Source organism: Nocardia higoensis (assembly GCF_015477835.1).
Lineage (GTDB): Bacteria > Actinomycetota > Actinomycetes > Mycobacteriales > Mycobacteriaceae > Nocardia > Nocardia higoensis_A.
This window is the reverse complement of sequence record NZ_JADLQN010000001.1, coordinates 3,048,018-3,066,164: the sequence shown is the minus strand read 5'-3', so window position 1 is coordinate 3,066,164 and position 18,147 is coordinate 3,048,018. Positions and strand designations below refer to the sequence as shown.

Sequence of the window (18,147 nt, the reverse complement as noted above, 5' to 3'; positions counted from 1 at the left end):
GAATCCCACGCCATGAGTGACAACGACGTCGATTCGACTCCGGCCGACGAGGTTTCGTCCGAGGCCGCCGCCACCCCCGGCAAGGACGCCGCCACCCCCGGCAAGGACGCCGCTTCTTCCGGCACGGGCGCCGGTGTGCAGGAGCTCGCGTCCGGCGGGGCGGGCGGCTCGGCGGAGACGGTGAAGACACGCAAGTCCTCGGACGAAGCCGTGGTCGCGGAGTCCGCTGGGACGAGCCCGGCCGTGAGCCGTGGCAAGCTCGTCGCCGCCGGCTCGATCGGCGCGATCGCGCTCGGTGCCGCGGTCGGCGCGGCAGGCTACTTCTTCGTTCAGAACAGCGGGAACGAAGCCCTGCTGGCCGCGCACGAGGAAGCCCGCCGGGCCGCCTGCGACTACGCTCCGCGCCTGGCCGACTACGACGCGAAGAATCTCGACGTCTACTTCGCCGCCGTGCTCGACGGCGCCACCGGCGACTGGCACCAGCAGTTCGACGACACCAGCCGCGAACTGCGCGAGGTCCTCACCGAGGGCCAGGTGGTCTCCAAGGTGCAACACGTGGAGTGCGCCATCAAGACCGGCGACGAGACCTCCGCCGAGGCCGTCATCATGATCGGCCAGACCATCACCAGCGTCGGCACCCAGGGCCAGGCCTCACCCGGCCAGCTCTCGATGGTGCTGCGGATGGAGAAGACCGACGGCCGCTGGCTGGTCAACCAGGTGGACTCCCCCCTGCCCGCACCGCAGCAGTGATCGCGGCCGTCAGGGGGCGGCCTGTTCGAGGTTGCCGATGATGCGACCGAGGACGTCCATCATCTGCTCGAACTCCTCCTCGCCGATCCCGGCCGCCGACAGTTCGCGGATGCGCCCCACCGATTCCTCGGCGGCGGCGTGCGCGGCGCGGCCCGCGTCGGTGAGCGAGTAGCTGCCCGCGTTCTCGACGATCCAGCCTCGGCCGGTCAGATCTGTGATCAGTGCGTCGAGGCTCTCGTCGTTCACCTCCCAGAACGGGCGCAGGGCGTCGGTGAGCTGCGGTTTGTCGGCCGGTCCCGCGCTGAGGGTGTTCATCGTCTGCCACTGCCGCCGGGTGATTCCGGAGTCACCGAGCAGTCGGTCGAAGGTTGATTCGATCAGTTGATCGAGCCGCTTCACCTGGTAGCCGATCATGCGGTTCTCGCCGGTCGGCGCGGTCGGCTGCGGGGCGGGCTCGTCGGCCGACCCGCCGCAGGCGGCGAGCGGAAGCAGCGCCGCGGCTACGGCGATGAGAAGAGCGATGCGCGATGTCATGGGAGGCTCCCGTCGAGATAAATTCCTGAGGACATATACATGTTGTTTGACATGTATATGTCCTCAGTAGCATCTCCTTGTGGACGATGTCGAGCGCGTAGAACGAGCCATGATCGCGATCAGGCGCAGGCAAACCCGCCGTGCGCTCGCCGAGGACGGCCTTCCCGGTGGGCAGTCCTTCGAGGTCCTCGACGTGATCGAGGCCGAATCCGAGCCCACCGTCTCGGCGGTCGCGGCGGCGCTGGCCGTGGATCAGCCGCGAGCCAGCAAACTCGTCGCCGCGGCAGTCGCCGACGGACTGGTCATCCGCGTCGCCGACCAAACCGACGGCAGGCGGTCGGTTCTCGTCCTCACCGAGCGCGGCCGTGAGCTGCTGGACCAGGTGCACGAGCGCCGCCGCGCCGCCTTCGACACCGCCATGACCGGCTGGACGATGCGTGAACGCTCCGAGTTCGCGCGCCTACTGATCCGCTTCGTCGAGGCGATGCCGTCGTGATCTTGTGTGTTCGTTCTCGACGGTCACTGTTCCCCCTGCCGAGGATTCGAGAATTGTCCGGTCACGCTCACACCGCCAGTCCGCCCGTCGGATTCACCGCACCGGGGTCCGCGCCGAGCTGTGTCGGAGACGGCGGCGGCAGCGTGGCGACGAGTTCGTTGTAACGGGAGGCGAACTCCGCATCGGTGTCCAGATACCGCTGAGCGATCAACTGATGAACCCGACGAATATCCTCGACGATCCGATAATGCTGCTCGAGGATCTCGTGCACCGCGTTACCGTCCTCGGCCCCCACAGCCTTGGTACGGAACCGGCTCACCAACGTCTGCCCGGAGAGCAGATCAGGATGCGCCTCCCCCAAATCCCACCGCTCACGCTCCGAGATGTCCTCCGCCATCGATTGCAGTTCCTGAATCAGTTGAAGGAAACTGTCGCAAGCACGATCGATGCCGACGAACTCTTCGGCGTTCACCCGCACCGAATCACCGGACCCGACCCCGAAGTTCACCGACAACCGGCCCTCACGCGCCTGCTCGATCAACCCCGCCAACGGCCGAACCCGATCATCCTCACTCACATCCATCCCCCTTCATCGTTGCGGAACAACCCGGACAGCTCAGTTGTCCGGAATCAACGGCGCCAGCTTCTCCGCCAGACCACGCGCCAACTCGCACGTATCCAGATGGCCGGTCTTGTCGCGCGAACTCGGATTGTCCATCGACAACTCCAGGCTGCCGCCTGTCATTTCGACATAGAAGCGGCACGACGCCCGCAGGTCGGTCTCACCGACAGGATCGACCGCCATCGCCGCCCGTCCGTCGATCACATACTCCTGCCGAACCGTGAAGTCGGGATTGTCCCGCACCACCGCTAACGTCAGATTCGTCGTCGTGATCCCCACCGCATAACTGTCCGGAGCGACATATCTGCATCCCCGCCATTTGATTCCCCGACCACCGTCGTAATTCGCGTTCTTCGACGCCCCGCGGCGCAGATTCTCCGAATCCAGCACCGACTGCGGAATATCGGTACACGGATCGAACGACGCCGGCGCCTCCGCCGCGATCGGCAAGCCCGTCGTGGTGGTCACCACCGGCGCCGCCTCCCCACCCGTGGAACACCCCGCCAGCATCAGCACCGAAGCGGCGCTCACCACCATCACCACGCCAGAGGCCCGCACGACACCCTCCCCTTCGGCCAACCGTCACAGGGAGTACGACACTCCCGCAACAGACCTCGACGCTACCGGCCTTCCCCGCGACCGATCAACCGAGCACACCGCACCCGTCGGGTCGCCCGGAGGCTTTCGTCGCGCCTTCACGATTCAGTCCTCGCCGCCCGCGCGGGGCGTTGAGCGGATGAGCAGCCACCCCACAGGGTATGTCACGGCGTGTGGCACATCGGCGTCCTGCCTGCGGATGATGAATATGTGCCCGGTGCATGGGCCGCTGTCGAGCGACACCTCCATTGGCGCAGGCTCGCCCGGACCTGCGGGGTGATTCAGGACCTCGGGCATCGTCGACGGCGACTATCGTGCGCGGGGTGGCGGTTGTCCGCCAACGGAGGGGCCGCGCTCGTCGGTAAACTCTGACCCGCCCGGCTGGTTCAGGCTTCCCGCTGCCTGCGCAGGGTGGCGGCTCGAAGCGTGAGGTGGTTGCGCTCGGCGAGGTTGTGCGCCTGCGCGGCGGCCACCACGTAGAGCTGCGCCGCCGTGTCGAGGTCGCCCGCCTGTTCGTGGAGATAGGCGGACGCGGCGGTGTAGCGGGGCAGTGCCGGGTCCAGTTCCGCGAGCGCCGCCAGCCCGGCACGCGGGCCATCCGCTTCCCCCACGGCGACAGCGCGATTGAGCCGCACCACCGGGCTGTCGGTGAGCGCCACCAGCTCGTCGTACCACTCCACGATCTGCACCCAGTCGGTCTCCTCGGCGGTCTGGGCGTCGGCGTGCAGGGCGGCGATCGCGGCCTGCGCCTGGTACTCGCCGAGCCGGTCACGGGCCAGCGCCGCCTGGAGCACCCGTACGCCCTCGGCGATCAGGTCGCGCCGCCACCGGGTGCGGTCCTGTTCGGCCAACGGCACGAGGCTGCCGTCGGGGCGGGTGCGGGCCGGGCGCCGGGCGTGGTGGAGCAGAAAGAGGGCGAGCAGACCCGCGACCTCCGGGTCGCCGGTGCTCGCGTGCAACTGCCGCGCCAGCCGGATGGCCTCGGCCGCGAGGTCGACATCGCCGCTGTAGCCCTCGTTGAACACCAGGTACAGCGTCTGCAACACCGTGCGCAGGTCGCCGGGCCGATCGAGCCCGACCGCGCTCACGGTGCGCTTGGCGCGGCTGATCCGCTGTGCCATGGTCGCTTCGGGTACCAGATACGCCCGCGCGATCTGGCGGGTGGTCAGCCCGCCGACCGCCCGCAGCGTGAGGGCGACCGCGGAGGCCGGGCGCAGGCTGGGGTGCGCGCACAGGAAATACAGCCGCAAGGTCTCGTCCACGTCGACGGCGGGCCCGGGCGGCGGCTCGTCGGTGACCAGCACTTCGCGCCGCCGCCGGGCGGCCTCGGAACGGCTGAAGTCGACGAAGCGATGCCAGGCCGTGGTGATCAGCCAGCCCTTGGGATCGGTGGGCGGCTGCCGGGGCCAGGTCTCGACGGCCCGGATCAGGGCCTCCTGCACCGCGTCCTCCGCCGAGGCGAAATCCGCCCCGCGGTGGACGAGCGCCGCCAGAACTCCGGGAATCAGGTCCCGCAGCTTCGCCTCGTCCACCGCGCCGGCGGCCATCACTCGGTGACGGTGGGCGGGGCCGTCAGGAACGGCCGGACCTCGAGCCACTCGTGGATCGGCTCGCCGCCCGCGCCGGGTGCCGACGACAGCTCACCGGCCAGTTCGACCGCGCGCTCGTAGGAGTCCACGTCGATGATCATCCACCCGGCGATGAGATCCTTGGTCTCCGCGAACGGCCCGTCGGTCACCGGAGGCTTGCCTTCGCCGTCCGAGCGCACCCACGCGCCCTCCGGCGCCAGTGCCTGCCCGTCGACGAATTCGCCGGTGGCCTCGAGTTTCGCCGCGAAGTCGTGCATGTACTGGATGTGCGCCTGGATCTCCTCCGGCGTCCACCGGTCCATCGGCACGTCGTTGACCGCCGCGGGCGCACCCCGGTAATGCTTGAGAAGCAAGTACTTCGCCATGACATCTTCCCTTCGGTTCTCGCGGCCCTGGTCGGTCGCTCACCCTGGGACGGAGCAGGTAGGTCGTTCTCGACATCCCCGCCGAAAAAAACTTACGTCATCGTCTGCCGAGGTCGTGGGCCTTCAGGCGGCGGGGCCGAAGAGGATGGTGTGCATGAGGTGGACGACCCGGGTCCGATCACAGATCGGATTGTCCGGGCCCAGCCATTGGCCCAGGTCGACGACCTGCGCCAGCGCGGCATGGACGAGAACGCGGGCTTCGGCGGGGGAAAGTTCCGGGCGCGACTGCACGAGCAACTTGGCCCACTCCTCGACATTGAGGCGCTGGATGTTGCGCAGGACGGTGCGGTCCTCGCGGGGGACGTTGCTGATCTCGGCGTAGTAGACGAAGGTCAGCTCGCGCTCGGCGAAGGAGCCGTCCACGTAGAGATCGACGAGTTCGCTGAGGGCTTCGCCCGGGCTGCCGGTGGAGGCGATGGCGGGGCCGATGGCGGCGGAGACCCGGTCGGCGGCGCGGCGGAAGGCGGCGGCGAGAATGTCGCCCTTGCTGCGGTAGAAGCGGTAGACGGCCGAGGACGCGGGCAGGCCCGCGGCATTGGCGATGTCCTCGACGCTGACATTGGGGTAGCCGTAGCGGTGGAAAAGCTCCACCGAATTCTTCAGCAGCAGTTCGTGTTTGAAGGTCAGCGGGACTTCCGCGGCGCGGGTGGGCGCGGAAGTCTCATCCACGGACGGCAACTCCGCGGCCAGCACGGCGTGGGCGGAGACGCGCAGCAGTTTGGTCAGCGCGCGTACCGGGATGGAGACCTGATGATCGGAGATGGAGCCGATCACGCTGAGCGCCGAGGAGGACAGCACGGCCAGGTCCTCCTCGTCGAGCTCGGGACGGATCTCGGCGAGCAGGTGGCAGATCACGTCCTGGCCGTCGGCCAACTGGACCATCAGCGTGCGATAGTCCTCGGGTTCGAGGTAGCGGCTCTGCCAGCGCAGCACAGCCGCGCCTCGGCGATTGGCGATCGAGCGGTCGATCAGGGCGTCGACGATGTGCGCCAGGCGTTCGCGGACGGGCGCGTCCCGCAGCCGGGCGGGCAGCGTGACGGCCTCCTCGCACAGCGCGCTCAGCCGCAGCGCCTCTTCCCGGAACAGCGCGTACTTGCTGGGATAATGCCGGTAGAGAGCGGTGGAACTGATCCCGAGACGAGAGGCGATGTCTTCCATGCTCACGCCGTGGTAGCCGAGCAGCCCGAAGGCCTCGGCCGATGCGGCGGCAATCTGCGCGCGCCGATCTCTGGGGCGTTTGCGGACCACGCGCTCGGCAGCCTGATCGCGACTTGCCGTGCCGCCGGAAGTGCGGCGCTGTTGCGCGTCCATTCGGCGATGTTATCCCAAACGGATGCTTGGTCGTGGGGCTGTCGCAGTACCTGCATCAAACTGAATCAAAGGTCACAAATACGGCGTAACGCTGCTGCTCTCCCGCACGATCCAAATCATCAGGATCGGAATATCCGTTAACATGCAAGTGGTCGTTCCGGCGCTCGGAAAGGGGTTTTACCCGGTGCTGACGGGTCGGCCGAACAGGGTGAGCTCCATCAGCCGGCGAACCCGTAACTGAGAGGCGATGGGGTCGGCGCCGAAGGTGCGGCCCAGGTCGACCACGAGGGCGAAAGCGGCGTGCACGAGGAAGCGGGTCTCGGCGGGGGAGAGGTCCGAGCGCACATCGCGCACGAGTTTGCTCCACTCTTCGACATTCAGTCGCTGGATATTGCGCAGCACGGCCCGTTCCTCGGCGGGCACGTGCTGGAATTCGGTGTAGTAGACGAAAGTCAGCGCCCGTTCGGCGAACGAACCGGAGACGAAACGCTCGATCAGCACACTCATGGCGGCTTCGGGAGTCGCGGCGGCGGCGACCGCGGGCCCGATCGCCGCCGAAACGCGATCGGCGGCGCGTCGGAAGGCCGCCGCGAGCAGATCGGATTTGCCGCGATAGAAGCGGTAGACCGCCGACGCGGCGGAAAGTCCCGCCGCGGAGGCGATTTCCTCGACACTGACATTCGGGTAGCCGCGCTCGTGGAACAGCTCGACAGCCTTGCGCAGCAGCAGCTCGTGCTTGAAGGAGTCCGGGATGTCCACGGCCACAACTGGTTCCGGATCCGCTGCGGCAGCGGGGAGTTCGGCCCGCGCGAGGGTCCAGCAGACCGAGTCGAGCAGTTCGATCAGCGATTTCGCGGGCAGGGTGGCGTGGTGATCGGCGATGCTGGTGAGCACGCTGAGCATGGCCGCGCGCAGGACGCGCACATCGTCCACCTCGAGATCCGGACGCAGTGCCCGCAATTCGGCCGCGAGCGCGTCGAGGACGGTGGCCTGCTGCTGTGCCAGTTTCTCCTGATCGGGGGCCTCGAGATAGCGGACCTCCCAGCGGACCAGGGTGACGGTGGCGCGGTTGTCGATGACCGCGCGGGCCACCGCCCGCACGACCTGGCGCAGCCTGTCCTCGGGCGACCAGTCCCGTGCCTGCTCCGGCAGCTCGACCGAATCCGCCATCGCTGTGCCCACCCGGAGCAGTTCCTCTCGGAACAGGGCGTACTTGCTGGGGAAATGCCGGTACAGCGCGGCCGAGCTGATGCCCAGACCCGACGCGATGTCCTCCATGCTGACCCCGTGATAGCCCAGCGCGCCGAACGCGGCGGCCGAGGCGGCGGCGATCTGCGCCCGGCGGTTCTTCGGCCTGCGCCGGATCGGACGTGGTGCCGAGTCGCCGTCGACCGCTGGTCGCGCCGTGCGGCGGTTGTCGACACTCATGGAAGACATCGTAACGATGCCTGATCGTGCATGATTTTCGCAGGTCGGATGCGCCGGAGTTGGATCCTTCCTGTCGTGCCCGTTGCTACCGTTTTTCGGTAGGGTCCGACAGAGGAGTTGTGCCGATGAGCGCGCGACAGGTGGCGATCGTGCTGTATCCGGGGATGACCGCGCTGGACGCCATCGGTCCCTACGAGGTGTTGCGTTTCCTGCCCGGCGCGCAGGTGCGGCTGGTCGGCCACGACGTCGGACCCGTGCTCACCGACAGCGGTGTCCTGGCTCTCGGAGTGACGCACACCTTCGAGGAGACGCCCGCGCCGCACATCATCGTGGTCCCCGGCGGTCCCGCCGCCCCGGGCGTCGCCGGTGATCAGCGTGTTCTCGATTGGCTGCGCTCCGCGCACGACCGGGCCGAATGGACCACCTCGGTGTGCACCGGATCGCTGATCCTCGCGGGCGCGGGGCTGCTCGACGGCAAGCCCGCGACCACGCACTGGGCCGCCCGATCCGCGCTCGCCATGATGGGTGCGCGCCCGCAGCGCGAGGAACGGGTGGTGCGCTCGGACACCGGAATCGTCACCGCCGCAGGCGTCTCGGCGGGCATCGACATGGCGCTGTGGCTGGTCGGGGAGATCGAGGGGCCGAAGCGGGCGCAGACCATCCAGCTCGACATCGAATACGATCCACACCCACCGTTCGACGCCGGTCACCCGAGCAAGGCCGACATCTCCGTGCGCCGCGCCTCGTTGGCCGATCAGGCGCGACTGCTCCGCGCGTTCACGCCGGGCGAGCTGGCCCGCGCGGTCGGTGGCACCCAGCGCGCCCTCTGGCGCGGGGTCTTGCGCCGCGCCCGCGGCTGAGGCTTTCGCGCCGCCTCCCGACACAGGCCGTCGCCGAGGCCGAGCGCCTGTCGGGCGTGCTTGTGCCCGCTCCGGGCTCGGGCTTTCGTCGGGGCGATCGACTGCCGCGCACAAGCTTGCCATGGCGCCCATGGCCGACGCTGCTGTTGCGGAGGAGCGTCCGTCGCCTCGCGCGTGCTGCGAGCGGGGGCCGCTCCGGTGCGGCGCCGGCCGGTCAGGCGGCATCGACACGATACGGGCAGTCGCAGCGCGTCGCGGGCGGCGCTAATTCGACCCCGGTCGAACGGCGGCGTACCAGTCCAGCAGATCGGGAGCGTCGACCGCGCTGCGTTCGACGACGCGGGTGGTGTCGGCGCCCTGCAGCAGCTTCTTGATGGGTACCTCGAGTTTCTTACCGGTGCGGGTGTGCGGGATGCCGGGGGCGAGCAGGATCTCGTCGGGGACGTGCCGCGGGGAGACCTCGGTGCGGATGACCTGCTGGAGGCGACCGATCAGCTCGGCGTTCAGTTCCGCGCCGGGGGCGAGCACGACGAACAACGGCATCCAGTAGCCGCCGTCGGGCTGTTCCACGCCGATCACCAGGGCCTCGGTGATCTCGGGCAGGCTCTCGACCGCCTGGTAGATGTCGGCGCTGCCCATCCGGATGCCGTGACGGTTGAGCGTGGAATCCGAGCGACCGTGCACGACGATGCTGCCGTGGTCGGTGCGGGTGATCCAGTCACCGTGCCGCCAGACGCCGGGGAACATGTCGAAATAGGCGTCGTGGTACCGATTTCCGTCCTCGTCGCGCCAGAAGGAGACCGGCATGGACGGCATCGGAGCGGTGACCACCAGTTCGCCGACCTCGCCGCGCACCGAGTTGCCGGACTCGTCGTAGGCGTCCAGTGCGACGCCGAGATAGGGCACCGACAACTCGCCCGGCCACACCGGGACCGTGCGGGCCCAGCCGAGGAAGGCCGAGACCACGTCGGTGCCGCCGCTGATCGAGGCGACCGGCACGCCGACGTTGTCGCGCAACCACAGCGCCGAGGACGGCGGCAGGGCGGAGCCTGTGATGCCGACCAGACGCAGCGGCGACAGGTCGTGCTCGGCGGCGGGGTGCGCGCCCGCCTTGATGCAGGCCAGGACATATCCGGGGCTGGTGCCCAGGACGGTGGCCCCGACCTCGGCGGCGAGACGCCACAGGCCGTCCGGGGTGGGATGGGTGGGGCTGCCGTCGTAGCAGACGATGGTGGAGCCGACCAGCAACCCGGCGACCTGGAAGTTCCACATCATCCAGCTCGGGCTCGTGTACCAGAAGAAGGTGTCGTCGGGGCCGATATCGGATTGCAGCGCAACGGCTTTCAGGTGTTCGAGGACGACGCCGCCATGGCCGTGCACGATGCCCTTGGGCAGGCCGGTGGTACCGGAGGAGAACACGATCCACAACGGGTGGTCGAAACCGACCTGCTCGGTCGCGAGCTCCGGCGTATCACCGGTGCCCGCGACGGCCTCGGTCCACGCGATCGTGTCCGGCACGACCGCGCCGAGCCGGTCCACGACGACGGTCGAGCGCAGCGTGGGCAGGCCCTCCCGCAGCGCGGCGATATCGGCGCTCTTGTCGTGGGTCTTGCCGCCGAAGCGGTAGCCGTCGGCGGTGATCAGGACGGTGGGCTCGAGCTGGCCCAGCCGGTCGAGGGCGGCTTTGGGGGAGTAGTCCTGGCCGCAGGCGCTCCACACCGCGCCGATGCTCGCGGTCGCCAGAAAAGCGACCACCGCCTCGGGGATGTTGGGCAGGTAGCCCACGACCCGGTCGCCCGGCCGCACGCCGAGACCGCGCAGGGTGTGCGCCAAGGCCGCCGTCCGGTCGATCAGTTCGGCCCAGGAGACCTCGCGGACCGGCTCATCCTCGGCGAGGGCGAGGATCGCCGGGCGGTCGGTGCGGGCCTGGCGCAGTACCTGATCGACGTAGTTGAGCCGGGTGCCGGGAAACCAGTTCGCGCCGGGCATCCGGTCGTCGGCCAGTACCTCACCCGCGATCGCGCCGAGGTCGAAGTACTCCCAGACGGCGCGCCAGAATCCGGGTAGATCCCGCACCGACCATTCCCACAGCCGCTGGTAATCGGTCTGGTCGGGCGCATCGTAACTGCTGTGCTCGGCGGCGAACCGGGCGAAATGGGTGATCCGGGCCTCGGCGATGTCGCGCTCGGTCGGTGTCCACTGTGGTTGCATGGCGGTGCTCCTCGATGCCGGGGTGATCAGTCGCGGCCGGCGCGGCGCAGCAGCTGTTCGGCGTGCAGCAGGACCGGGCCGTCGACCATCCGGCCCTCGAAGGCGAACACGCCGCGATGGTGGGGCACCTCGGCGAGTACCCGCTCGGCCCAGGAGATCTCCTCCTCCGACGGCGCGTACGCGTTTCGGATCACCTCCACCTGGGTCGGATGGATGGCGACCTTGATGTCGAAGCCGGAGGCCACCGCGTCCTCGGACTCGGCGCGCAGGCCGTCGAGATCGCGGATGTTCAGGTAGACCGAGTCCAGGGCCAGCGCGCCGGCGGCCTTGGCGGCCAGCAGTGTGCCGGAGCGGACGTGCGCGGCGACGTCGCGGTATGTGCCGTCGGGATGCCTGCTGCTGGTGCCGCCCAGTCCGGCGACGAGGTCCTCCGCGCCCCACATGACGCCGATGGCATTGCGAGCTCGCGCCACCTCGGCGACCGCGAGCGCGCCACGCGGCGACTCGACCAGGGCGATGACATCGAACTCGGCCAGGTCGGTGATCTGCTCGGCCGACTCGGCCTTGGGCAGCATGAGCCTGCGGTAGCGGGTGTCGGCCAGGGCGGTCAGGTCGAGGGCGTGCTCGTCGGTGCCCGCCGCGTTCACCCGGACCACGGTGCGCTCGGGGTCCAGCGGGGTGGACACCAGGGCCGCACGGGCGGCGGCCTTGTCGGCGGGGGCCACCCCGTCCTCGAGATCGAGGATCACCACGTCGGCCGCGGCTGCCGCCTTCGCGAACCGCTCCGGACGGTCGGCGGGGCAGAACAGCCACGCCGGACCCGGCATCTTCCAGGTGCTACCCGTGCCAGCCATCTACTGCTCCGTTCCCGGCTGGTCCGGCCGCAACCGGACCAGCGTCTTGCGGGTGGCCGTCGCGACCACCTCGCCGTGCTGATTGCGCGCGGTGTGCGCGAAAGTGACCACACCCTCGCCCGGCCGCGACTTGGATTCGCGTTTGCCGATCACCACGGTCTCGGCGTACATGGTGTCGCCGTGGAACAGCGGCTTGGGAAAGGCGATATCGGAGAACCCGAGATTGGCCACGATGGTGCCCTGGGTGAGCTGGGCGACCGACAGGCCCACCAGCGTCGAGAGCGTGAACATCGAATTCACCAGTCGCTGGTTGAACGGCGGCAACGCGTCGCTGAACGCGGCGTCGAGGTGCAGTGCCTGGGTGTTCATGGTCAGCGTGGTGAACAGGACGTTGTCGGCTTCGGTGATGGTGCGGCCCGGCCGGTGCTCGTAGACCACATCGGTCTCGAACTCCTCGAACCACAAGCCGCGCTGGACGATACGACGCAGCTCCGAAGGTGCCGCGAACTCACTCATAGTCCCAGCTCCCGCCCGATCAGCATCAACTGCACCTCTGTCGTCCCCTCGCCGATTTCCAGGATCTTGCTGTCGCGGTAGTGCCTGGCGACAGCGTATTCGTTCATGAACCCGTTGCCGCCGAAGATCTGGGTGGCATCGCGGGCGTTGTCCATCGCGGCCTCGCTGGCGACCAGCTTGGCGATGGATGCCTGCTTCTTGAACGGTTTGCCCGACAGCATGAGCGCGGCGGCGTCGTAGTAGGCGGCGCGGGCGGCGTGCGCGCGAGCCTCCATCCGGGCGATCTTGAAGGCGATGGCCTGGTAGGTGCCGATCGGTTTGCCGAAGGCCAGGCGCTCCTTGGCGTAGCGGACACTCTCGTCCACGCAGCCCTGCGCGGCGCCGACCGACAGCGCGGCGATCGCGATCCGCCCCTCGTCGAGGATGCGCAGGAAGTTGGCGTAGCCGCGGCCGCGCTCGCCGAGCAGGTTCTCCTGCGGTACCCGCACATCGGTGAACGTGAGCGGGTGGGTGTCCGAGGCGTTCCAGCCGACCTTGTTGTACGCGGGTTCGGCGACGAAACCGGGGGTGTCGGCGGGCACCAGGATGGTGGAGATCTCCTTCTTGCCCTCGGTGGTGCCGGTCACCGCGGTCACCGTCACCAGGGTGGTGATGTCGGTGCCGGAATTGGTGATGAACTGCTTGCGGCCGTTGATCACCCAGTCGTCGCCGTCGAGCACCGCGGTGGTCCTGGTGCCGCCCGCGTCGCTGCCCGCGTCCGGCTCGGTGAGGCCGAAGCCGGCCAGGGCGCGGCCGCTGGTGAGTTCGGGCAGCCAGCGCTGCTTCTGTTCCTCGTTGCCGAACCGGTAGACGGGCATGGCGCCGAGGGAGACGCCCGCTTCCAGCGTGATCGCCACGCTCTGATCGACTTTGCCCAGCTCTTCCAGCGCGAGACACAGCGCGAAGTAGTCGCCGCCCATACCGCCGTATTCCTCCGGGAAGGGCAGGCCGAACAGGCCCATCTCGGCCATCCCCGCCACCACCTCGTACGGGAAGGTGTGCGCGGCGTCGTGCTCGGCCGCGACCGGCGCGACCACCGACTGCGCGAAATCCCGGACGGTCAGCGCGAGATCGCGGTATTCCTCGGGCAAGGTGCCGGTGGACAGGAAGTCGGTCATGCGGAAAGTCCTTCTCGCTCTGCGGATTCGGATGGGGTTGCGGTATCGCCCGCCGGAGCGGTGCTGCCCTCGGGCGTCGTGACGATGCGGGCCAGCGGTTGGTCCAGGCGCACCTGAGCGCCCGCCTCGACGAGCACCTCGACGACGCCGTCCACGGGAGCGGTGAGGGTGTGCTCCATCTTCATGGCCTCCACGACCACCACCGGGGCTCCCGCGGCGACTTGCGTGCCGGAGGCGACCGGCACCGCGATCACCGACCCCGGCATGGGGCTGCGGATCTCGGCGTCACCCACGTGCGCGGCGTCGCCGCGCACACTGACCTCGGGCAGCGCGCGCAGCGTCGTCACGCCACCGGAGCGGGCAACCCACAGGGTGTCGGCCTGTTCGGCGACCCGATAGGTGCGGCGGATCCCGTCGATGGTCAGCGCGAGCACGCCGCGAGCACCCGTGACGCCCTCTGCGGGGCCGGATCCGGCGGACTCGAATTCGGCCCGTACCGTGCGGCTCTCGCCCTCGCCGATCCGGACGACGGCGTCCTCCGGCACGCCGGTCAGGTAGACGTGCTCGACGCGCTCACCGACGGCCAGGCGGATCGGGGTCGGCGCGGGCGTACCCGCCCGCCATCCGGAGGGCACATCCCACAGCGACCGCGATGCTCCGGTCCCCGGCTGCCCCGGCTCGCGGCGCAGCCAGTGATAAGCGGCGGCCGCCACGAAATCGTCGTCGGAGGCGACGGCGGGCACGAAGTCGTCGACCCGCCGGTCCAGCAGTCCGGTGTCGAGCCTGCCCGCCCGGACGTCCGGGTCGGCGAGCAGGAAGCGCAGGAATTCGATATTGCTGGTTACGCCGAGCAGGGCGGTGTCCGCCAGCGCGCGGTCCAGCCCGGCCAGGGCGGCGGCGCGGTCGTGGGCGTGCACGATGACCTTCGACAGCATCGGGTCGTAGTCACTGCCGACCACGGTGCCCACCCGCAGGCCCGAATCCACCCGCATGCCGGGGCCGTTCGGCTCGTGCAGGTCCAGCACCGTTCCGCCGGTGGGCAGGAAGCCGCGGCCGGGATCCTCGGCGTAGACGCGGGCCTCCACGGCGTGGCCGGTCAGGCGGATGTCGCCCTGTGTCAGGCCGAGGTTCTCGCCCGCGGCGATGCGTACCTGCGCCTCGACCAGGTCCACGCCGGTGACCATCTCGGTGACCGGGTGCTCGACCTGTAGGCGGGTGTTCATCTCCATGAAGAAGAACTCGTCGGGGCGGTCGGCGGAGACGATGAATTCGACGGTGCCCGCGCCGACGTAGTCGACGCTGCGGGCGGTGTCGCAGGCGGCGGCGCCGATCCGGGCGCGGGTCTGCGCGTCGAGCAGCGGCGACGGGGCTTCTTCGATCACCTTTTGATGTCTGCGCTGCAGGCTGCATTCCCGCTCGCCCAGATGCACGACGGCGCCGTGGGTGTCGGCGAGGATCTGCACCTCGATGTGGCGGGGACGGGTGACGAAACGTTCCAGGAACAGCGTGTCGTCACCGAACGCCGAGGCGGCTTCCCGCCGCGCGCCGACCAGGGCGGCGGGCAACTGGGCGGGATCGTCGACGCGACGCATGCCCTTGCCTCCGCCGCCTGCCGACGGCTTGACCAGCACCGGGTAGCCGATGTCGGCGGCGGCCGCGATCAGGTCGGCGTCGGTGAGTCCGGGCCGGGCGATGCCGGGGACGACGGGCACGCCGAAGGCCGAGACGGTGGTCTTGGCGGCGATCTTGTCGCCCATGATCTCGATGGCACGGGCGGGTGGGCCGAGGAAGACGATGCCCGCCTGCTCCAGCGCGGCGGCGAAGGCGGCGTTCTCGGACAGGAATCCGTAGCCGGGGTGCACGGCCTGGGCACCGGTGCGCCGCGCGGCGTCGACCACCTTGTCGATGTCCAGATAGCTCTGCCGGGCCGGGGCGGGACCGAGGCGGACGGCGACATCGGCCTCGCGGACGTGGCGAGCGCCTGCGTCGGCATCGCTGTAGACGGCGACCGAGCGGATGCCCAGGGCGCGCAGGGTGCGCAGGACGCGCACCGCGATCTCGCCGCGATTGGCGACGAGCACGGTGTCGAAGGTGCGGGTGGCTTCGGGTGCGGTCGTTCGGGTGGGTTCAGTCATTGCGCTCACATCCGGAAGACGCCGTAGGAGACCGGTTCCAGCGGTGCCTGCCCGCACACCGACAGAGCCAGGCCGAGCACGGTCCTGGTGTCGGCCGGGTCGATCACGCCGTCGTCCCACAGTCGTGCGGTCGAGTAGTAGGGATTGCCCTGATGTTCGTACTGTTCGCGGATGGGGGCCTTGAAGGCTTCCTCGTCCTCGGGCGACCAGGGGTTGCCCGCGCTGTCGAGCTGGTCGCCGCGCACGGTGGCCAGTACCGAGGCCGCCTGCTCGCCGCCCATGACCGAGATCCGGGCGTTGGGCCACATCCACAGGAAACGCGGCGAATACGCCCGCCCGCACATGGAGTAGTTGCCCGCGCCGTAGGAGCCGCCGATCACCACGGTCAGCTTCGGCACCCGCGCGCACGCGACCGCCGTCACCATCTTCGCACCGTGCTTGGCGATGCCGCCCGCCTCGTAGTCGCGGCCGACCATGAAACCGGTGATGTTCTGCAGGAACAGCAGCGGGATCTCGCGCTTGTCGCACAACTCGATGAAATGCGCGCCTTTCATGGCCGATTCGGAGAACAGCACGCCGTTGTTGGCGACGATGCCGACCGGATGCCCGTGGATACGCGCGAACCCGGTGACCAGAGTCGTGCCGTATTCGGCTTTGAACTCGTGGAAGCCGCCGCCGTCGGGACCGCCGCCGGGGTTGCCGTCGACGAGCCGGTGGATCACCTCGCGCACGTCGTAGGGGGTGCGCGGGTCGACCGGCACCACGTCGTAGAGCTCCTCGGTGGGCAGGGCGGGTGCGACGGTCTCGCGGACCTCCCATGGCGCGCTCGGGCGCGGGCCGAGGGTGTCGACGATGCGGCGCACGATGCGCAGCGCGTCGCGGTCGTCCTCGGCGAGATGGTCGGTGACTCCGGAGGTGCGCGAGTGCAGCGCGCCGCCGCCCAGTTCCTCGGCCGTGACGACCTCGCCGGTCGCGGCCTTCACCAGCGGCGGGCCGCCGAGGAAGATGGTGCCCTGATCGCGGACGATCACCGCCTCGTCGCTCATCGCGGGCACGTAGGCCCCGCCCGCCGTGCAGGAACCGAGCACGGCCGCGATCTGGGCGATGCCCTTGGCGCTCATCGTGGCCTGGTTGTAGAAGATGCGGCCGAAGTGCTCGCGGTCGGGGAAGACTTCGTCCTGGCGGGGCAGGAACGCACCGCCCGAATCGACCAGGTAGACGCACGGCAGGTTGTTCTGCAGCGCGACCTCCTGCGCGCGCAGGTGCTTCTTCACCGTGATCGGGTAGTAGGTACCGCCCTTGACGGTGGCGTCGTTGGCGACGATCACGCATTCGCGCCCGGATACCCGGCCGATACCGGTGATGATGCCCGCGCCGGGGCACTGGTCGTCGTACATGCCGTCGGCCGCCAGCGGGGAGAGCTCCAGGAACGGACTGCCCGGGTCGAGCAGCTGGTCGACCCGCTCGCGGGGCAGCAGCTTGCCGCGCGCCACGTGCCGCTCGCGGGCCTTGGCGGGCCCGCCGAGCGCCGCGGTCGCCAATCGCTCGCGCAGCTGCGCGGTGAGCGCCCGGTGCGCCGCGCGGTGGCCGCCTTCGCGAGCACCGCCTTCGCGAGTACCGCCTTCGCGGTTGATCGTCATCCCGCCTCGCTTTTCCGATGATGCGGTGGAGCGTCCGGGTTCGGGCGTTCCAGTTAGTCGCTGATAACTGGAAATCAGGTTAAACTCGATTAACTGAGTTGTCCAGAGTTCGCGCGAACCGGTCCGTGCCGAGGCGCGGTGGCCGGGTGGGAGTCGGTGCGGTGAAGAGCGAACGAGTGAGAGGCGAGGACGTGGTCGATACCGAGCCCGTCGTCGGGACCCGACGGGAGCAGCTGAAGGCCGAGCGACGGCGGCAGTTGCTCGACGCGGGCGCGCGCCTGATCGCCGATCGCGGTTTCCTCGGTGTCCGGCTCGACGATCTCGGCGCGGCCGTCGGCATCAGCGGGCCGGCCGTGTACCGGCACTTCGCCAGCAAGGAAGCGCTGCTCGTCGAGCTGTTGGTCGGGATCAGTCGGCGACTGCTCGCGGGCGGTCGCGCGGTGGTCGACGAGTACCTCGATTCCTCCGATGACGCCGATCCGCACGACGGCGGGCCGGGCGCCGACGGCGGGCGGGCCGACGTCGCCTTCGTGGGCGGCCCGGCGGGCGGTGCCGGCCGCGGGGAGGGCGGCGGCCGGATGGACGTCGCCTTCCGTGGGGACGGCGACAGAGACGGCGACCGAGGCTGCGACAGAGATGGTGTCCGGGGCGGTGACCGGGACAGCGGTGGTGCGCGGGCGGATGCGGAGACGGCGCTGGCCGCGCTGGTGGACTTCCATCTCGACTTCGCCCTCGGCGAGCCGGAACTGATCCGCATCCAGGATCGTGATCTCGACAATCTGCCCGCGTCCGCCCGGCGGCAGGTGCGCAGGACTCAGCGCGAGTACGTCGAGATCTGGGTGGACGTGCTCTGCCGGTTGCTGCCCGCGCTGCCGGAGGAGCAGGCCAGGGTGCGCGCGCACGCGGTGTTCGGTCTGTTGAACTCGACCCCGCACAGCGCCACCTCGGCGACCGCCGCGCGCGCCAGGCCCGTGCTGCGCGACATGGCGTTGTCCGCGCTCGCGGTCGCGCCCCGCTGAGAT

General features: G+C 69.5%; 16 protein-coding genes and 2 pseudogenes. 5 read left to right on the top strand and 13 right to left on the bottom strand.

Going from position 1 to position 18,147, the window contains the following annotated elements:
* Window positions 1-12 precede the first annotated feature (12 nt).
* The gene (locus tag IU449_RS13765; RefSeq protein WP_195002155.1) at window positions 13-750 is read left to right on the top strand and encodes a hypothetical protein; all 738 of its coding nucleotides are present in this window, start codon (window positions 13-15) and stop codon (window positions 748-750) included.
* A gap of 9 nt (window positions 751-759) precedes the next feature.
* Here the strand turns inward: IU449_RS13765 and IU449_RS13760 are convergent, their stop codons facing one another.
* Window positions 760-1,284, bottom strand: coding sequence for a helix-turn-helix domain-containing protein (locus IU449_RS13760; protein ID WP_228803963.1), 525 nt, complete (start codon window positions 1,282-1,284; stop codon window positions 760-762).
* 79 nt (window positions 1,285-1,363) lie between these two features.
* Between IU449_RS13760 and IU449_RS13755 the strand changes: the two genes are divergently transcribed.
* On the top strand, window positions 1,364-1,780 hold the full coding sequence (locus IU449_RS13755) for a MarR family winged helix-turn-helix transcriptional regulator (protein WP_324188223.1): 417 nt from the start codon (window positions 1,364-1,366) through the stop codon (window positions 1,778-1,780).
* 67 nt (window positions 1,781-1,847) lie between these two features.
* Here IU449_RS13755 and IU449_RS13750 read toward each other — a convergent pair whose 3' ends face one another.
* The 6 genes from IU449_RS13750 to IU449_RS13725 all read right to left on the bottom strand — a co-directional run bounded on the left by IU449_RS13750 (window position 1,848) and on the right by IU449_RS13725 (window position 7,752).
* Window positions 1,848-2,252, bottom strand: a complete 405-nt coding sequence (locus tag IU449_RS13750; RefSeq protein WP_324188222.1) for a hypothetical protein — start codon at window positions 2,250-2,252, stop codon at window positions 1,848-1,850.
* 144 nt (window positions 2,253-2,396) lie between these two features.
* A complete protein-coding gene (locus IU449_RS13745) occupies window positions 2,397-2,981 on the bottom strand; it encodes a DUF3558 domain-containing protein (RefSeq protein WP_228803961.1) in 585 nt (194 codons plus the stop codon).
* 404 nt (window positions 2,982-3,385) lie between these two features.
* The gene (locus IU449_RS13740; protein WP_195002564.1) at window positions 3,386-4,546 is read right to left on the bottom strand and encodes an RNA polymerase sigma factor; all 1,161 of its coding nucleotides are present in this window, start codon (window positions 4,544-4,546) and stop codon (window positions 3,386-3,388) included.
* Window positions 4,546-4,953, bottom strand: coding sequence for a YciI family protein (locus tag IU449_RS13735; RefSeq protein WP_195002153.1), 408 nt, complete (start codon window positions 4,951-4,953; stop codon window positions 4,546-4,548). Before IU449_RS13735 ends, IU449_RS13740 begins: the two co-directional genes overlap by 1 nt.
* A 123-nt stretch (window positions 4,954-5,076) precedes the next feature.
* Window positions 5,077-6,324: a TetR/AcrR family transcriptional regulator gene (locus IU449_RS13730; RefSeq protein ID WP_195002152.1), complete on the bottom strand. Its 1,248-nt coding sequence runs from the start codon at window positions 6,322-6,324 to the stop codon at window positions 5,077-5,079.
* A gap of 177 nt (window positions 6,325-6,501) precedes the next feature.
* On the bottom strand, window positions 6,502-7,752 hold the full coding sequence (locus IU449_RS13725) for a TetR/AcrR family transcriptional regulator (RefSeq protein WP_195002151.1): 1,251 nt from the start codon (window positions 7,750-7,752) through the stop codon (window positions 6,502-6,504).
* Between the two features lie 125 nt (window positions 7,753-7,877).
* Here IU449_RS13725 and IU449_RS13720 point away from each other — a divergent pair, with 125 nt between their 5' ends.
* Complete coding sequence (locus IU449_RS13720) at window positions 7,878-8,612, top strand: DJ-1/PfpI family protein (RefSeq protein ID WP_228803960.1); 735 nt, start codon at window positions 7,878-7,880, stop codon at window positions 8,610-8,612.
* Window positions 8,613-8,876: 264 nt separating this feature from the next.
* Here the strand turns inward: IU449_RS13720 and IU449_RS13715 are convergent, their stop codons facing one another.
* The 6 genes from IU449_RS13715 to IU449_RS13690 are packed head-to-tail and all read right to left on the bottom strand — an operon-like array spanning window position 8,877 to window position 17,125.
* Window positions 8,877-10,823, bottom strand: a complete 1,947-nt coding sequence (locus IU449_RS13715; protein ID WP_195002149.1) for an acetoacetate--CoA ligase — start codon at window positions 10,821-10,823, stop codon at window positions 8,877-8,879.
* A gap of 26 nt (window positions 10,824-10,849) precedes the next feature.
* Window positions 10,850-11,677, bottom strand: a complete 828-nt coding sequence (locus IU449_RS13710; protein WP_228803959.1) for an HpcH/HpaI aldolase/citrate lyase family protein — start codon at window positions 11,675-11,677, stop codon at window positions 10,850-10,852.
* On the bottom strand, window positions 11,678-12,193 hold the full coding sequence (locus tag IU449_RS13705) for a MaoC family dehydratase (protein WP_195002148.1): 516 nt from the start codon (window positions 12,191-12,193) through the stop codon (window positions 11,678-11,680).
* Window positions 12,190-13,350, bottom strand: coding sequence for an acyl-CoA dehydrogenase family protein (locus tag IU449_RS13700; protein ID WP_195002147.1), 1,161 nt, complete (start codon window positions 13,348-13,350; stop codon window positions 12,190-12,192). The genes IU449_RS13705 and IU449_RS13700 overlap by 4 nt, the downstream gene beginning before the upstream one ends.
* Window positions 13,347-15,485 carry an acetyl/propionyl/methylcrotonyl-CoA carboxylase subunit alpha gene (locus IU449_RS13695; protein WP_195002146.1) on the bottom strand — a complete coding sequence of 713 codons (2,139 nt, stop codon included), beginning with the start codon at window positions 15,483-15,485 and terminating at the stop codon, window positions 13,347-13,349. Before IU449_RS13695 ends, IU449_RS13700 begins: the two co-directional genes overlap by 4 nt.
* 5 nt (window positions 15,486-15,490) lie before the next feature.
* Window positions 15,491-17,125, bottom strand: coding sequence for a carboxyl transferase domain-containing protein (locus tag IU449_RS13690; RefSeq protein WP_195002145.1), 1,635 nt, complete (start codon window positions 17,123-17,125; stop codon window positions 15,491-15,493).
* A gap of 176 nt (window positions 17,126-17,301) precedes the next feature.
* Between IU449_RS13690 and IU449_RS13685 the strand changes: the two are divergent.
* Window positions 17,302-17,574, top strand: a pseudogene (locus tag IU449_RS13685) (helix-turn-helix domain-containing protein); the annotation flags it as partial.
* A gap of 243 nt (window positions 17,575-17,817) precedes the next feature.
* A pseudogene (locus IU449_RS13680) lies at window positions 17,818-18,144 on the top strand (TetR/AcrR family transcriptional regulator); the annotation flags it as partial.
* Window positions 18,145-18,147: the final 3 nt, after the last annotated feature.

Coding starts and splice junctions, on each gene's coding strand:
- IU449_RS13765 (WP_195002155.1), top strand. CDS start 13: ATGAGTGACAACGACGTCGATTCGACTCCGGCCGACGAGGTTTCGTCC.
- IU449_RS13710 (WP_228803959.1), bottom strand. CDS start 11,677: ATGGCTGGCACGGGTAGCACCTGGAAGATGCCGGGTCCGGCGTGGCTG.
- IU449_RS13740 (WP_195002564.1), bottom strand. CDS start 4,546: ATGGCCGCCGGCGCGGTGGACGAGGCGAAGCTGCGGGACCTGATTCCC.
- IU449_RS13705 (WP_195002148.1), bottom strand. CDS start 12,193: ATGAGTGAGTTCGCGGCACCTTCGGAGCTGCGTCGTATCGTCCAGCGC.
- IU449_RS13715 (WP_195002149.1), bottom strand. CDS start 10,823: ATGCAACCACAGTGGACACCGACCGAGCGCGACATCGCCGAGGCCCGG.
- IU449_RS13695 (WP_195002146.1), bottom strand. CDS start 15,485: ATGACTGAACCCACCCGAACGACCGCACCCGAAGCCACCCGCACCTTC.
- IU449_RS13725 (WP_195002151.1), bottom strand. CDS start 7,752: ATGAGTGTCGACAACCGCCGCACGGCGCGACCAGCGGTCGACGGCGAC.
- IU449_RS13720 (WP_228803960.1), top strand. CDS start 7,878: ATGAGCGCGCGACAGGTGGCGATCGTGCTGTATCCGGGGATGACCGCG.
- IU449_RS13760 (WP_228803963.1), bottom strand. CDS start 1,284: ATGACATCGCGCATCGCTCTTCTCATCGCCGTAGCCGCGGCGCTGCTT.
- IU449_RS13690 (WP_195002145.1), bottom strand. CDS start 17,125: ATGACGATCAACCGCGAAGGCGGTACTCGCGAAGGCGGTGCTCGCGAA.
- IU449_RS13730 (WP_195002152.1), bottom strand. CDS start 6,324: ATGGACGCGCAACAGCGCCGCACTTCCGGCGGCACGGCAAGTCGCGAT.
- IU449_RS13700 (WP_195002147.1), bottom strand. CDS start 13,350: ATGACCGACTTCCTGTCCACCGGCACCTTGCCCGAGGAATACCGCGAT.
- IU449_RS13735 (WP_195002153.1), bottom strand. CDS start 4,953: ATGGCGAAGTACTTGCTTCTCAAGCATTACCGGGGTGCGCCCGCGGCG.